This is a genomic window from Ruegeria sp. O6 (assembly GCF_056535045.1).
The window spans coordinates 269,228-283,287 of record NZ_JBQERM010000001.1; the positions used below are offsets into that span (position 1 = coordinate 269,228).

At 57.4% G+C, this 14,060-nt stretch carries 12 protein-coding genes and 1 tRNA gene; 10 read left to right on the forward strand and 3 right to left on the reverse strand.

From position 1 onward, the window contains the following. The first annotated feature begins 31 nt into the window (after window positions 1-31). The 3 genes from ACR0DY_RS01325 (at window position 32) to ACR0DY_RS01335 (ending at window position 3,075) form a co-directional block, all read left to right on the forward strand. The gene (locus ACR0DY_RS01325; protein ID WP_480472895.1) at window positions 32-898 is read left to right on the forward strand and encodes a YihY/virulence factor BrkB family protein; all 867 of its coding nucleotides are present in this window, start codon (window positions 32-34) and stop codon (window positions 896-898) included. Further along, a complete protein-coding gene (locus ACR0DY_RS01330; RefSeq protein WP_480897694.1) occupies window positions 895-2,796 on the forward strand; it encodes a multiheme c-type cytochrome in 1,902 nt (633 codons plus the stop codon). The genes ACR0DY_RS01325 and ACR0DY_RS01330 overlap by 4 nt, the downstream gene beginning before the upstream one ends. A gap of 87 nt (window positions 2,797-2,883) precedes the next feature. Further along, window positions 2,884-3,075 (forward strand): hypothetical protein, encoded by a 192-nt coding sequence (locus ACR0DY_RS01335; protein WP_480480831.1) that lies wholly within the window; start codon window positions 2,884-2,886, stop codon window positions 3,073-3,075. A gap of 2 nt (window positions 3,076-3,077) precedes the next feature. On the opposite strand, the gene ACR0DY_RS01340 is transcribed toward ACR0DY_RS01335, so the two are convergent. Both ACR0DY_RS01340 and ACR0DY_RS01345 read right to left on the reverse strand, forming a co-directional pair. After that, complete coding sequence (locus tag ACR0DY_RS01340) at window positions 3,078-3,794, reverse strand: RlmE family RNA methyltransferase (protein ID WP_267365935.1); 717 nt, start codon at window positions 3,792-3,794, stop codon at window positions 3,078-3,080. Continuing rightward, window positions 3,794-4,906 (reverse strand): Ppx/GppA phosphatase family protein, encoded by a 1,113-nt coding sequence (locus tag ACR0DY_RS01345; RefSeq protein ID WP_267365936.1) that lies wholly within the window; start codon window positions 4,904-4,906, stop codon window positions 3,794-3,796. The genes ACR0DY_RS01340 and ACR0DY_RS01345 overlap by 1 nt, the downstream gene beginning before the upstream one ends. Window positions 4,907-5,084: 178 nt before the next feature. Here ACR0DY_RS01345 and ACR0DY_RS01350 point away from each other — a divergent pair, with 178 nt between their 5' ends. The 7 genes from ACR0DY_RS01350 to ACR0DY_RS01380 all read left to right on the forward strand — a co-directional run bounded on the left by ACR0DY_RS01350 (window position 5,085) and on the right by ACR0DY_RS01380 (window position 12,415). After that, the gene (locus ACR0DY_RS01350; RefSeq protein ID WP_480545560.1) at window positions 5,085-6,971 is read left to right on the forward strand and encodes a PhoX family protein; all 1,887 of its coding nucleotides are present in this window, start codon (window positions 5,085-5,087) and stop codon (window positions 6,969-6,971) included. Between the two features lie 249 nt (window positions 6,972-7,220). Continuing rightward, window positions 7,221-7,517: a virulence factor gene (locus ACR0DY_RS01355; RefSeq protein ID WP_209503861.1), complete on the forward strand. Its 297-nt coding sequence runs from the start codon at window positions 7,221-7,223 to the stop codon at window positions 7,515-7,517. A gap of 25 nt (window positions 7,518-7,542) precedes the next feature. Then, window positions 7,543-8,469, forward strand: a complete 927-nt coding sequence (locus ACR0DY_RS01360; protein WP_480545561.1) for a methylenetetrahydrofolate reductase — start codon at window positions 7,543-7,545, stop codon at window positions 8,467-8,469. 9 nt (window positions 8,470-8,478) lie between these two features. Further along, the gene (locus tag ACR0DY_RS01365) at window positions 8,479-9,534 is read left to right on the forward strand and encodes a methyltetrahydrofolate cobalamin methyltransferase (protein ID WP_480545562.1); all 1,056 of its coding nucleotides are present in this window, start codon (window positions 8,479-8,481) and stop codon (window positions 9,532-9,534) included. A 127-nt stretch (window positions 9,535-9,661) separates the two neighbouring features. Then, window positions 9,662-10,489, forward strand: a complete 828-nt coding sequence (locus ACR0DY_RS01370) for a polyphosphate kinase 2 family protein (protein WP_480480841.1) — start codon at window positions 9,662-9,664, stop codon at window positions 10,487-10,489. A gap of 69 nt (window positions 10,490-10,558) precedes the next feature. Beyond that, window positions 10,559-10,632: transfer RNA gene (locus ACR0DY_RS01375), tRNA-Gly, on the forward strand. Window positions 10,633-10,822: 190 nt separating this feature from the next. Then, window positions 10,823-12,415, forward strand: a complete 1,593-nt coding sequence (locus ACR0DY_RS01380; RefSeq protein ID WP_480897697.1) for a trypsin-like peptidase domain-containing protein — start codon at window positions 10,823-10,825, stop codon at window positions 12,413-12,415. Here the strand turns inward: ACR0DY_RS01380 and ACR0DY_RS01385 are convergent, their stop codons facing one another. Next, window positions 12,416-14,032, reverse strand: coding sequence for an MFS transporter (locus tag ACR0DY_RS01385; RefSeq protein ID WP_480538237.1), 1,617 nt, complete (start codon window positions 14,030-14,032; stop codon window positions 12,416-12,418). Window positions 14,033-14,060 lie beyond the last annotated feature (28 nt).

The following is a 14,060-nucleotide window of genomic DNA, read 5'->3' on the forward strand; positions in this document are numbered from 1 at the left end:
GTGTTTTATTTCGGCAGGTTAGGGTTGCAGGATGACAAAGCCCACGATTCCCCCGTTTGGCCGCCCGCTTCAGGCACTGTGGCTGGCACTTCGCCGGTTCGTCAGGAAAAACGGACCTGTCATGAGCAGCCACGTCGCCATGTCGCTGATGATGGCCCTGTTTCCCTTTGTGTTGTTCACCGTGGCGCTGGCCGGGGCATTGTCGCAGGACTATGTCACTGATGAGTTGATTGATCTGCTGTTCGGGGCATGGCCCAAGGATGTTGCGGACCCTATCGTGGCCGAATTGCGTGCCGTTCTGGCCGGGGCAGGGTCGGGTGTGATTACGCTGGGTGGCTTACTTGCGATCTACTTTGCCTCCAACGGGGTTGCCGCAGTTCGCGCTGCGATGAATCAGGCCTATCACGATCAGGACAGTTGGCCTTTTTGGAAGACCCGGCTTTTGTGTCTGGTTCTGGTTATCCTTGGCGGTTCGGCAATCCTTGTTATTGCAACGGTCGAGGTGGTCTTGCCGGTCTACACGAAACTGGTGGCAGAGCATACCGAAGCTCCGGTAGCGGACTGGCTGTCCGTAGATCGCCTGCGGTGGACGTTTACCGTGGCCGTTCCGGCAGGCACCGTCCTGCTGGCTCATCTAATCCTGCCAACCCGCAGGCACAGCCTGACCCAGATCCTGCCCGGCGTCATACTGACATTGGTTTTGTGGGCAGCTGGCGGATGGGCATTTTCAGTCTATATCAGCCAGTTCGCCACCTACAGTGCCACATATGCGGGTTTGGCCGGGGCAATGGCTGCGCTGATCTTCCTGTATCTGTGTTCTGCGATGCTGATCCTTGGCGCTGAATACAACGGCGCATTAATCGACCTTCGGAACGCCGCTGAAGGAGATATGGCATGAGATTTGCCATTCTGGCGGCTTGCTTAACCCTCGCAAGTGAAGGGCAGGCGCAGTCACTGGAATATGTCGGGTCGGATCAATGTTCGGACTGCCATCAACGCGAGGCCGAGGCATGGGCTTCGTCTCATCATGCCTTGGCCTGGACGGAAGTTGGCGACGGCCATCTGGTCGCCGATTTCGATGGAACCCGGTTCGTGCAGAACGGGATGACGGTTGAATTCACTAAACAGGCAGACAGGTTCACAGCTCGTGTAACTGAAAAAGACGGTGCGACGACGGCATATGATGTGCATTCCGTCGTTGGGATTACGCCTCTGCAACAATTTCTGTTTGAAACCGAACCGGGGCGGTTGCAAAGTTTTGATGTGGTCTGGGATACCGAGCAGAAGCGCTGGTATCACTTATACCCCGATCAGGATCTGCCGCCAGAAGACGGGCTGCACTGGACGGGCCCTTACAAGAACTGGAACGCGCGCTGCGCCGAATGTCACGCCACAGGGTTTGAAAAGAACTACGACGCGCAATCCAGAACATACTCTTCCCGACAGGCTGAGATTGGAGTTGGCTGCGAAGCTTGCCATGGACCGGGGTCGGCACATATCGATTGGACCAAAGGGCAGGGCGTTGCCGGGGGTCTGAGTGATAGAGGCTTTTCGATGAGCTGGGGCAAGGGCCAGACCGAGGCCGAGATCCAGCAATGCGCCGGATGTCATTCGCGGCGCGAGGCGCACGGCAACGGAAATCCTTTGCCGGGAACCCCGTATCATGATGCCTATAACCTGGCTGTGTTGCGGCCCGGTTCGTATCATCCGGACGGGCAAATACTTGATGAGGTCTACGTTTACGGCTCATTCCTGCAATCCAAAATGTATGCCCGAGGGGTCGGGTGTATGAACTGCCACGAGCCACACAGCGCGCAGTTGAAGGCCGAAGGCAACGGTATTTGCACGCAATGTCATTCCACGGCCGCAAACCCTGAATTCCCGACGCTAGCGAAACAGGAATACGATACCCCCAGTCACCATCATCACGTTATGGATAGCGCGGGTGCCCAGTGCAAAAGCTGCCACATGATCGAACGCACTTATATGGGAGTGGACGGTCGCCGGGATCACAGCTTTCGCGTGCCGCGACCGGATTTGGGATTAGGGGCTGATGCCTGCACTGATTGCCACCAGAATAAGGATCAGGTCTGGGCTGCCAGCCGGATCAAAGGGTGGTTTCCTGACACAGCCAATCGGGGCGCACATTTTGGTACGGTATTCAAAGCTGCTGCCGATGGTCAGTTGAATACGCCAGAGGGTTTGATTTCTGTCGCAACGGATCCCTCGCAACCCGCTATCGTGCGCGCAACAGCGGCGTATTTGCTGCAACCTTTTGGCTCGCCCGAAGTTGCCGCGCGCACAGCGCCACTGTTGCAGGAAGACGATCCGCTGATACGCGCAAATGCAGCAGCCTTGCAGCGTCAGGCGAGCCCTACGGATCGTGCGCAAAGGTTAGAGCCACTTTTGTCTGATCCTTTTCGCAACGTTCGCATTGCCGCCGCCAAGGAGTATCTGAGTATCCCTCCTCAAGCTCTGACGCCTCAGCAACAGGGTCTGGCCGGGCAGGGTATGGCCGAGTGGCAGGCGGCGATCTCGAACAGGCTGGATGCCCCTGAAACGCATCTGGTTCTGGGGGGCATGGCGTTGACGCTGCGCAACGCCCCGGCCGCCGAACGGGCCTTTCGCGAGGTTGTCGCGCTGGACCCTCAGCGCGCCGAAGCGTGGCCCATGGTGGTACAGCTGGCTCAGATCAACAGCGGCCCGGAAGCCGCACGTATCGCCTTACACGAAGCCTTGATCAGGTTGCCCGATGACCCGGCCTTGCTGCAATTGTTGCAACAACTGGGCCCCTGATCCGGCACAGGCTTGCCCGATTTGTTCCATCTTCACGGCAAGATTTTACGCTAACAGCATTTCAGAACTGTTGTATTGAGGTGATGCATGTCCACTGAGTCAACAAGACAGAAAGCAACCGGGCCGAACCCTGCTACGCTGGCGCAGCGCATTGAAGAGCTGCGCAATCGCGAGCCTGTATATGTTTCGCACGGGGATACTCTGATGTTGCAGGGTATGGCGGCCACGTCGTTGCGTGAACAACGTCTGACCGGAAACCGTATCCGTTTGGAAGATTAAGTTCAGCCGCGAAACCCGGTTGCTATAACGAATTTCTCGGAGCTGTCCGAACGGGATGCGGGCGGTTTCACATGCGCCACTTTCTGAAATTTCTGCTTCAGAAGTTTTTGCAAATCGCCCTCGGCGCCGCCAGCAAGAACCTTAGCTACAAATGTGCCACCTTCTTCCAGCACGTCAAAGGCGAAATGGGCCGCAGTTTCACACAGCGCGATGATCCGCAGATGGTCGGTCTGCTTGTGACCCGAGGACGCTGCGGCCATGTCCGACATTACAACATCCGCCTTGCCACCCAGCCAGTCCTTGACCTTCTGGTCGGCGTCATCCTCCATGAAGTCCAGCACATGGGTATCGGCACCCGCAACCGGTTCGACTTCCTGTAAGTCGATGCCCAGCACCGTTCCGATCCGTTTCCCCGATTTTTCACCAAGCGCGTTTACCCGTTTGACTGCAACCTGGCACCAGCCACCGGGTGCGCATCCCAGATCAACAACCCGTGCTCCGGGTACGAGAAAGCGGAACTTGTCGTCAAGTTCCATGATCTTATACGCGGCCCGCCCACGGTATCCTTCGGTCTGGGCGCGCTTGACATACGGGTCGTTCAATTGCCGTTCGAGCCAGCGGGTCGAACTCAGCTTGCGACCACGAGCGGTTTTTACCTTTACCTTCAGGTCACGTTGCCCGCGCCCCGAGTTGTTTTTGCCAGTTGGTGTCTTCGCCATCAGAACGGTCCGTCTTCCAGTACCCCGTCCGCGCTCATCTGTGCATAAAGCAGGCCCTCGCGCAGCCCCCGATCTGCCACGGAAAGGCGATCAGTGGGCCAACAGCGCAACAATGCCTGCAAAATGGCCGAGCCGGACATGATCAGGGCCTGCCGGTCTTCCCCAATCCGAGGATCCCGGCGGCGCCCATGAGGGCCGAGTTCTAAATACCCGCGTATCACTTTGTCAATCTGGTCACTGGTCATACGCAGCCCGTCAACTTTGGTCCGGTCATACCGCTTGAGCCCCAGATGCGATGCCGCAACCGTAGTGACAGTTCCGCTGGTGCCGACGATCTGAAAACCTTCACGGGTTTGTTCATCTTTGTAAGGTGCGAAATCGGCCAGGTTTTCTTCGAAAAACCAGCTCATTAACGCAAACCGCGCGGCGTCGTTTTCGACGTCATTGAACTGATCCCGCAACGTGGCAACACCCAGCGGCACGCTGATCCAGTCCACGACTTTTGCAGCCGGAAAAGGGCTGTCGACCGTGTGAAATCCGTTATGCAAACGCATGATCGCAGCCGGGCGGTCACGGCGAGGGACAGACGAAATGTCGATCCAGACCAGCTCGGTCGAACCGCCGCCAATATCGACAACCAACAGCTGTTCGGTCTTGGTGGACACCAGCGGGGCGCAGGAAATCACCGCCAAACGGGCTTCTTCTTCGGGTTGGATGATTTCAAGCGTCAGCCCGGTTTCGCGTTTGACCTGTCGGATGAATTCGCGGGAATTCTTGGCGCGGCGGCAGGCCTCGGTTGCGATCAGACGCATCCGTTTCACTTTGTTCCGTTTCAGCTTTTGCTGACAGATTCGCAGCGCTTGAACGGTGCGTGCCATCGACGCCCGCGACAGACGTCCGGTGCGTTCCAGACCCGCGCCCAGCTGCACGGACTTGGAGAAGCTGTCAACCACATGAAACCCGCTGCCCTTGGGCTGGGCTATCAACATGCGGCAACTATTTGTTCCCAAATCCAGAGCCGCATACAGGGCATCCGGATCGGGTCTTGCCGGCGCGGGGCTTTCGACCGCTTGCGGGAACGCGCCCGCACCTTTGGGACGCTTGGGCGCCATCGTAACGCCCTCCGATTTTCGAGTTGATTTGACCCTAGGCGGCGCATCGCCGACGTGCAAGCGATTTCCATTTCGAATTTAGTCTGGATGTCACACGCCGTTCATACTGAGGTGCGATTTGAACTTTGATCCCGGTTGAGGGATTCTTGATCGCAATTAGCCGCAGACGGAGCCTGCCATGAAAGATGAACGTGTCCTGACCTTTGACGAATTCGATGAAGTGGTGAATCCGCGCCCAGAGGTATGTGAGTTTGACCGCGTCGTTGAGCGTGCCTTATCACGTCGTGGGTTTCTGGGCGGCGTATTGGCGATGGGAAGTTTCACGGCGTTGGGTGGGGCGCTGCTTCCGACTGGTGTACGTGCAGCCGCAGATCGCTTTGCGTTCGAGGCGATTCCGGCGTCAACTGCCGATGACGTCATCGTGCCGCCGGGCTACCAGGCCGAGGTGATGGTGCGCTGGGGTGATCCGCTTTGGTCTGATGCGCCCGAATTCGATCCGGCCACCCGTGGAACTGCCGCCAGTCAGGAACGTGCATTCGGTGATAACACCGACGGTCAGGATGTGTTTCTGCACGAGGGTCACGTTCTGCTGGTCGTAAACAACGAATACACCAATCGCGATATCCTTTGGGGAAACAACCCGGACGCCAAGGCCGCCTCGGATGACGATGTTGCCAAAGGCATGATGGCGCATGGTGTGACGGTGGTCGAGATTGCAGCTACCGATGGCAAGTGGGGCATTGTTAAGGATAGCCCGTATAACCGCCGCATCACGCCGCAGACAGACATGTCACTGACGGGCCCTGCCGCGGGCCATGATCTGTTGAAAACTGCCGCTGATCCGACAGGCACCACCTCTAAGGGCACCTGGAACAACTGTGGCAACGGCATGACCCCATGGGGGACGTATTTGGCCTGTGAAGAGAATTTCAACGGCTACTTCTCGGCTGAAGACGAAAACCATGAAGTCAGCGCCGAACTTCAGCGCTATGGCGTTTCGTCCAAAGACTGGGGATACGGATGGGCCGGAATTGACGAGCGTTTCGATGTCTCGAAAAACCCCAACGAGCCGAACCGCGCAGGCTATGTTGTCGAAATCGACCCAACCGATCCGGCCTCGACGCTTCGCAAGCTGACCGCGCTTGGTCGGTTCAAGCATGAAAACGCCGAGGCCATTGTGAACAATGACGGTCGCGTCGTCGTCTACATGGGCGATGATGAACGGGGCGAGTTCCTGTATCGCTTCGTCTCGGAAGGTGTTTATGCCGCTGGTGTGGATACGAATGCGCTGCTTGAGAACGGTACGTTGTCGGTTGCAAAGTTCAACGACGACGGGACTGGTGAGTGGCTGGACCTGACCCCCGAAACAACTGGTATGACGTCGCAGGCCGAAATCTGCATCCATACGCGACAGGCAGCGTCGGCCGTGGGCGCGACCACTATGGACCGCCCGGAATGGGTTGCGGCCAATCCGAACGCGCCCGAGGTCTATTGCTGCCTGACCAACAACAAGAACCGCGGTGTGAAACCGAATGCCGGTGGCGACGACACTTCGGTCAACGGGCCGAATCCGCGCGATGCGAACAAATACGGTCAGATCGTGCGCTGGCGTCCTGAAGGCGGTGATCATGGCGCATCGGGGTTTGAATGGGACCTGTATGTACTGGCCGGAAACCCGACCGTGCATCAGGATGCTTATGGCGGCTCGGATAATGTCAACGCCGACAACATGTTCAACTCGCCCGATGGGCTGAAGTTTGACAGCAACGGCCTGCTGTGGATCCAGACCGACGGCAAATACAGCAACGAGGGCGACTTCGAAGGGCAGGGGAACAACCAGATGCTGGCAGGCGACCCGGTTACCGGTGAAATCCGTCGTTTTCTGGTTGGACCGAACGAGTGTGAGATCACTGGGCTCAGCTGGTCGCCGGATCGCCGCACCATGTTTGTTGGTATTCAGCACCCCGGTGAAGACGGCAACAGCCACTGGCCCGACGGTGGTAACTCGGTTCCACGTTCAGCCATCATTGCGGTTACTCGTCTAGACGGCGGGCTGGTCGGTTAACCCTGGCAAGACGCGCTGAATCAAGCCTCGGGCGGGTCATGCCGTCCGGGGCTTTTTGTTCATTATGCAGCGCTCTCATAGTGACAATGAGAATTTTGGTATGCGTTTTCGTCGCGAGACGGGTTAAAACCCCGCCACGCCACCGTGGGCGAAAACGTCGCTTGAAAAGCGCCGGGTGTCGAAAACCGACCGACCCATCCCCACATTGAAGTTTAGAACCGGCCCATCGGGTTAGGAGGAATCACAGTAATGCCTGACGTCACCATCGTGTACTGGCGCGACATTCCCGCTCAGGTCATCGTCGGCAAAGGCCGTCGCGGCGCGAAGCGGCAATTGGAAGAACGGTTCGAGCAAGCCATCGACCGCGCCGCCATGAAGGTAAACGCCAAGGACAGTGATGCCTATCTGGCCGAATGGCGCAAGGCCGAGCCTTTTGCGGTTGATGGCGACCCGGCAGAAGTAGCCGAGGCCGAGGCCCTGCGTCTGGAAAAGGAATACGATCAGGACCGCATTAAAGCGCTGATCGCAAATGACGGTTGGGCATAAGCCCGGATCTTAATGGGAGGCCTCAATGGCTTTGCTGAACTTCAAGAAACGTGATGTGGTCGAAAACAGCCCTGTGAACCCGACCGTCGAAGCCTTCCTGCAAGGCTATTCGATCGAGGTCATGCCGCGGACCGCCGAAAAGGTCGAGGATTTCCGCGCGCTGCTGCCCGAAGGCACACGCGTCTACATTGCCCATATCGAAGGCACCCCGATTGAAGATATGGTCAAGACAGCCAAGCGGATTGCAGCCGAAGGCTATCCTGTCATGCCCCACTTCCCGGCGCGGATCATCAAGGATTCGGCGACGTTGGAAAACTGGATCTCGATGTACCAGGGCGAGGCGGGCGTCGAACAGGCGCTGTTGCTGGCCGGTGGCGTGACAAAGCCGCATGGCGATTTCGACAGTTCCATGCAGCTGATGGAAACCGGTCTGTTCGACAAGGCAGGGTTCACACGTCTTCATGTTGCCGGTCACCCCGAGGGGAACAAGGACATCGATCCCGATGGGTCCACCAAGAATGTCGATGACGCCCTGCGCTGGAAACAGAAATTCAACGAGACCACGGATGCCGAGATGGCGCTGGCAACCCAGTTTGCCTTCGATGCCAAACCGATCATCGCCTGGGCAGATAGTCTGAAAGAGGCGGGTATCGACCTGCCCATCCACATCGGTATCGCCGGTCCGGCCAAACTGCAGACCCTGATCAAGTTCGCAATTGCCTGCGGCGTCGGCCCGTCGCTGAAAGTTCTGCAAAAGCGCGCCATGGATGTGTCGAAGCTTCTGCTGCCCTATGAGCCGAATGATGTTGTGACTGAATTGGCCAACCACAAGGCGGCCAACCCGGATTTCAACATCACCAACGTGCACTTCTTCCCGCTGGGCGGGATCAAAACCAACGCCAACTGGGCGATCAATAATGGCGGCGCCTCGGCGCAGCCTGCAAACTCCTAAGGAACGGACATGACCCGTACAGTCGTAGAATCAAAAACAAAAACCGCCGTTCTGGGCTTTGACGAACCGTTCTGCGTGATCGGCGAGCGGATCAACCCGACCGGTCGGAAAAAGCTGGCGGCCGAACTGGAAGCAGGCGATTTCTCGACCGTCGAGAAAGATGCGCTGGCACAGGTGATGGCGGGCGCAACCGTTCTGGATATCAATGCGGGCGTCGTCTACAACTCGAACCCAAACCCGAACGAGACCGAACCGCCGCTTATGCGCAAGATCGTTGAGCTGGTGCAGGGGCTGGTTGAAGTTCCGCTGTGTATCGACTCGTCGGTTCCCGGTGCTCTGGAAGCGGGTCTTGAGGCGGCGGAAGGTCGCCCGCTGCTGAACTCGGTCACAGGTGAGGAAGAGCGCCTGGAACTGGTTCTGCCGCTGGTCAAAAAATACAATGTTCCTGTTGTGGCAATCTCGAACGACGACACAGGCATCTCGGAAGACCCCGATGTCCGTTTCGAAGTGGCCAAAAAGATCGTTGAACGTGCCGCTGATTTCGGCATCCCTGCGCACGACATCGTTGTTGATCCGCTGGTCATGCCGATCGGTGCGATGGCAACTGCCGGTCAGCAGGTGTTTGCTCTGGTCCGTCGCCTGCGCGAGGAGCTGGGTGTTAACACCACCTGTGGCGCGTCCAACATCTCGTTCGGTCTGCCGAACCGACACGGCATCAACAATGCCTTCCTGCCGATGGCAATGGGTGCCGGCATGACCTCGGCGATCATGAACCCGGTGGCTCTGCCAGTGACGCAGGCAAAAATTGCCGAGAAAAAAGAAGCCGTTGCCGCAGCTGGCATCATCCTGCCCGAAGGCATGGATGACGAGGCGTTCGTTCAGATGTTCGGCCTGGGCTCCACCAAGCCGCGCGCCGGTAAGGAGATGGAGGCCATCCGCGCCGCCAACCTGCTGACCAACAACGACCCGCATGGTGGGGAGTGGATCAGGTTCAACAAATCACCTGACGAGGCCGGTGGCGCAGCCGGTGGTCGTCGCGGCGGTGGCCGTCGTCGCCGCGCCTGATTGCATCAACAAAAAACAGCAAAGGCCGGGCACTGTGCCCGGCCTTTTTCGTTTGCCCCTGATCAATGTCGATTTTGCGCAAGGGTTCAGGATATCTTGATCCGGGACGCAACGATCAGGTGGCACCATGCGTAAATATCACCCCCCGAAACTCTCAGAAGCGGATCTGACCAAGAGGTTGGGCAAAAAGGAGTATTTCGAGCAACTGATTGATCTTCAGGCCAAGCTGGCCAGGATTCAACAAGCGTATCTGTTTCACGGGCTCAAGGGTGTGCTGGTGTTCGAGGGTTGGGATGCGGCAGGCAAGGGGGGAACCATTCGCAGGATCAGCCAGGCTCTGGACCCGCGCAGCTTTAAGGTCTGGCCAATTGGGGCACCCCGGAACTACTACCTCAACCGGCATTACCTGCTGCGGTTTTGGGAACGTTTGCCACCGTCCGGAGCAATATCCGCATTCGACCGCAGCTGGTACGGGCGCGTGTTGGTCGAGAGGATCGAGAACCTGACCCCGGAAATACGCTGGCGCGCTGCTTATCAGGAAATCAATGATTTCGAACGCATGCTGGTCGACGATGGTGCCCGGATCGTCAAGCTATTCTTCCACATCTCTGAAGATGAACAGATGCAGCGGTTTACTGAACGGCTGAGAAACCCGCTGAAGCGCTGGAAATTGACATACGAAGATTTCAGGAATCGCGAGAAATGGGATGTTACCGAGATCGCCGTGGATGAAATGCTGGCCCGGACGTCGACCGATCTGGCACCGTGGCACGTGATACCGGCCAATAACAAAAGATACGCGCGCATCAGCGCCATGAAAGCCATTGTCAAAGCGTTTTCAGCCGGGGTCGATCTGAACCCGCAACATCTGGACAGCCGCACGCTTGAGGCGGCCATCCAGGCTTTGGATGTAGATGACTCGCTGATCGACAGTCTTCGTGCGCGGACCGAGTGACTTTTTCCGGGCAACCTGAAACGATCCGGCTTGCGTGTCAGGGAACTCTGGTTATATCTCAGGGGTGCGGCGGGTATGATGTAATGGTAGCCTGTCAGCTTCCCAAGCTGAACGCGCGGGTTCGATTCCCGCTACCCGCTCCAGAACTTTCAGGTCAGACGGCGATTTCCGGTGAAGGCCTGCTCCGGCAGGCATGGGGGTCGTATCGGGACGTTCCACCAAATTGACTTGTGCCAGTGGATATTTCCGGTTTTGGGCATCCCTCTCGCGATTGGTAGGATTCCGGGCGTCTTATGATAGAGTGACGCCATCACTGTTGAGCAGAGCCCAACTATGCGGGAAATTGATCAGACCGGTACGAGTACACCCCAAGAGCCTTGCGCAGGTGATGTTCATGCCTTTCTGGAGAGCCTGACCGGCCCGTCCCGTGGAACGGTTTCCTGGCTTGTTGACAGCGCATTGACTGTTTCTGTTGGCGAAGGCCGTGCTCTAGGTCTGCGCCTGAAAGACAACACACCGCCCCATGACGAAGATATCGCAACGCTTCAGTGGTCCGAGGGGGGCTATGTGCTCAACGCGCTGGCGGGGCAAGACATCTGGGTCAATGGCCACAAGATTGTGTCGGCAACGCTGAAACACGGCGACATGATCGAGTTTGGCGAATTGGGGCCGATCTCCCGATACCGCATTTGTACTCAGAGGTTTCCCATTCGTCACACGGTCGAGGATATCCTGAGTGACGCCTATGCTTATGCGCGGTCAAGTCGCCGGCCCTTTGCCCAAAGAATGTCGGGTGCGCTGCGTGAGAGTGGGCGAAGGCTTGTTTCTCAAACCACTATGTTCTTCAGGATTACGGTGGTTGTAGCGATTGCGCTGATCGCAGGTCTGCTGTTCCTGCTTTATCAAAACGACCGTAGACTGGCCGACAGCCTGCAACAGGAAGCCCGCAAGATCGAAGCGGTGTCGGCCATGCTTAGCCAGACGCGGGAAGATGTGCTGACTCCAGAAGACCTTGTGGCGTTGAGGGATGCCTTTCAGAACCAGCTGATATCAACCGAGCAGCGGTTGGGTACCCTTGAACAGCGCGCGGGGGCGTCCACCCGGGTTATCACCGCCTCTACTCAATCCGTGGCTTTCATTCAGGGCGCCTACGGATTACGTCATATCGAAAGCGGTAAACTGCTGCGCCATGTGTTGGGGCCAAACGGAGAGAAGTTGCAAACACCCTTCGGTCAACCCTGGATCGAACCGGAGGCAACAGGTGAGCCCGCAGAGTTCCAGTTCACAGGCACCGGATTTCTGCTGGAGGGTACACCGCGGTTGGCCACCAACCGCCACGTTGCCTTGCCCTGGACATCCGGCGACAAGGCTCAGGCACTGAAAAACGCAGGTCTTGAGGCCGAGATGCTGCGGTTGCTGGCCTATCTGCCAGGTCAGGCCGACCCGATCGAGGCCACTTTGGACCGGTTCAGTGAGACCGCTGATCTGGCGCTTTTGTCGGTTGATCCAAACCGTATCGAGGGGCTGGGATTACGACTGGCCGATGACCTTCCTCGCAGCGGTGACGAAGTCTTTCTTCTGGGGTATCCTACTGGCCTGAAAGCGTTAATTGCGCAGGCGGGGCCGGAATTTCTGAAAACGCTCGAGAAAGACGGGTCCGTCAATTTCTGGACGATCGCCGCACGGTTATCTGCGCAAAACCAGGTTCAACCTCTCGCCAGCCGAGGAATCGTGGCGCAGACAAGCCCGGGTGCAGTCGTTTACGACGCAGAAACAACCTCAGGAGGAAGCGGAGGGCCGGCCCTGAACCGCAAGGGAGAGGTGGTCGCGATTAACGCCGCGATCCTGCCAGAGTTCGGGGGTTCAAACATCGGGGTTCCGGTTTTGCACCTGAAAACCTTGCTGAATGAAACTGTCAGCCAGTGATCAATCACTGGTCTGGAAAGGCGATTTTTGAACAAAGAATACGACCGTCAACGGAACGATCACAGAAATCAGGGCCACGGCGATCAACAGGTGTCCAAGTTGGCCGTAATCGGCAATCGATGTGACGACACCGGTTTCCGGGTCGGTTACCGCGCGCGACACCACGAAAATCTGGTTCATGTATTTCGTTGCCAAACTGCTGGCCGACAAGGCCATGTTGGTGAATGACGCCATGACGGCAAAGAAAGTTGCCTTCAGATGCACAGGAGCATTACGTGCGATCCAGGCCAGCATCGGAACCATCGCGATTTGACCCAGCGGGGATTCAACTGCGGTGTCGAGGATTGCAATGAACCTCGCGTCTACGATCCCGCCGGTATGCGCAGATGTCCATTCATGCACGCCGTAATACAGCGCAAGGTTGGGCAGGGCGAGGACCCCCGACGCGATGGTCAGAATGATAACGACCTGCGCAATCGAGCGGTTGGCCATAAACGGTCTCAGAACGATGAGCCCGACCAGTGCAAGCAGGGACGTCAGAAGCGCCAGGATTGCCAGGAACTGCTCGTCAAACCCCAACTCGTCGATTTCGAACCAGGTCAGCCCCGGCCCGGGCAAAGGAACCGCACGAAACACGAAAATGATTATCGCCGTACCAATCAGAGCCTTTGCCTGATTTGGGTTCAGTTCCTTCACCAAGCGCGACATCAGGTACAAGATCACACTCAGTGAGACTACAAAAATAGTTTCCTGGGCGAGTTGGAAATTCGATGTTCCCAACACGATACTCAGTACAACAAAGGCGAGACCGCCCAGCAGGATTGGCCATTTGACCTCGGTGGTTTCGTCAGGAGTATGCGGGGGATGACCTAGGCGAAGATGTTGACGCTGTATCAAACCGTGCAAAACCACACCGCTGACGGACAACAGGGGAATGACAAGCGCGATCAGATAGACGTTGCCATACAATGCAAGACGGTCTGATTTCTGCATGCCCTCGGTTCCCGAGAACACCCAGATATTGACCGCGGCTACGGCTGCGAATCCCGAGAAAATGGCGATCCTGCCCAGTGTTTGCATTGTTGTATGCTGCGCACGGGTTTCCTCGGGCGAAAACGGCTGCCCGTGGGGATTGATCTTTGGAACGGCCTCGACCGTCATCGCGTCGGCGACGACATCCTGAATGGCATAGCCGGAAGGCGCCAAGAGCAGGGCAATGATATACCAGTGTTCCAGCGGTATGACATCAACCATATGTCCGGGAAAGGCCACAAGCCCGTACATGGTGAGCAGGGACAAGGTGATCAGGGTTGCCCCCAATAGGATCAGCAATGACTTCCACCGCCAAAACAGATCAACGATATGACCCAGTGGCATTTTCAAGATCCAGGGAAGCCCGGCCCAAAACGCCAACCCGGCTACAAAGGAAGCGGATAGGTTAAGATAGTCCTTAAGAAAAAAAGCGCCGACGACCGATGTCAGGCCAGAAACCCCGGCGGCAAAGTAGACCATGAGCGGTGGCAGGTAGGACCATCGCATCTGTCGCGCCAGATCAACAAAGGTTCTTTGCCACCATGCAGAAAGCGGCGCTCCTGTAGAAGGCTGGTCAGTGGTCATGTTCACGTAAATCGCATCGCAGGATTTC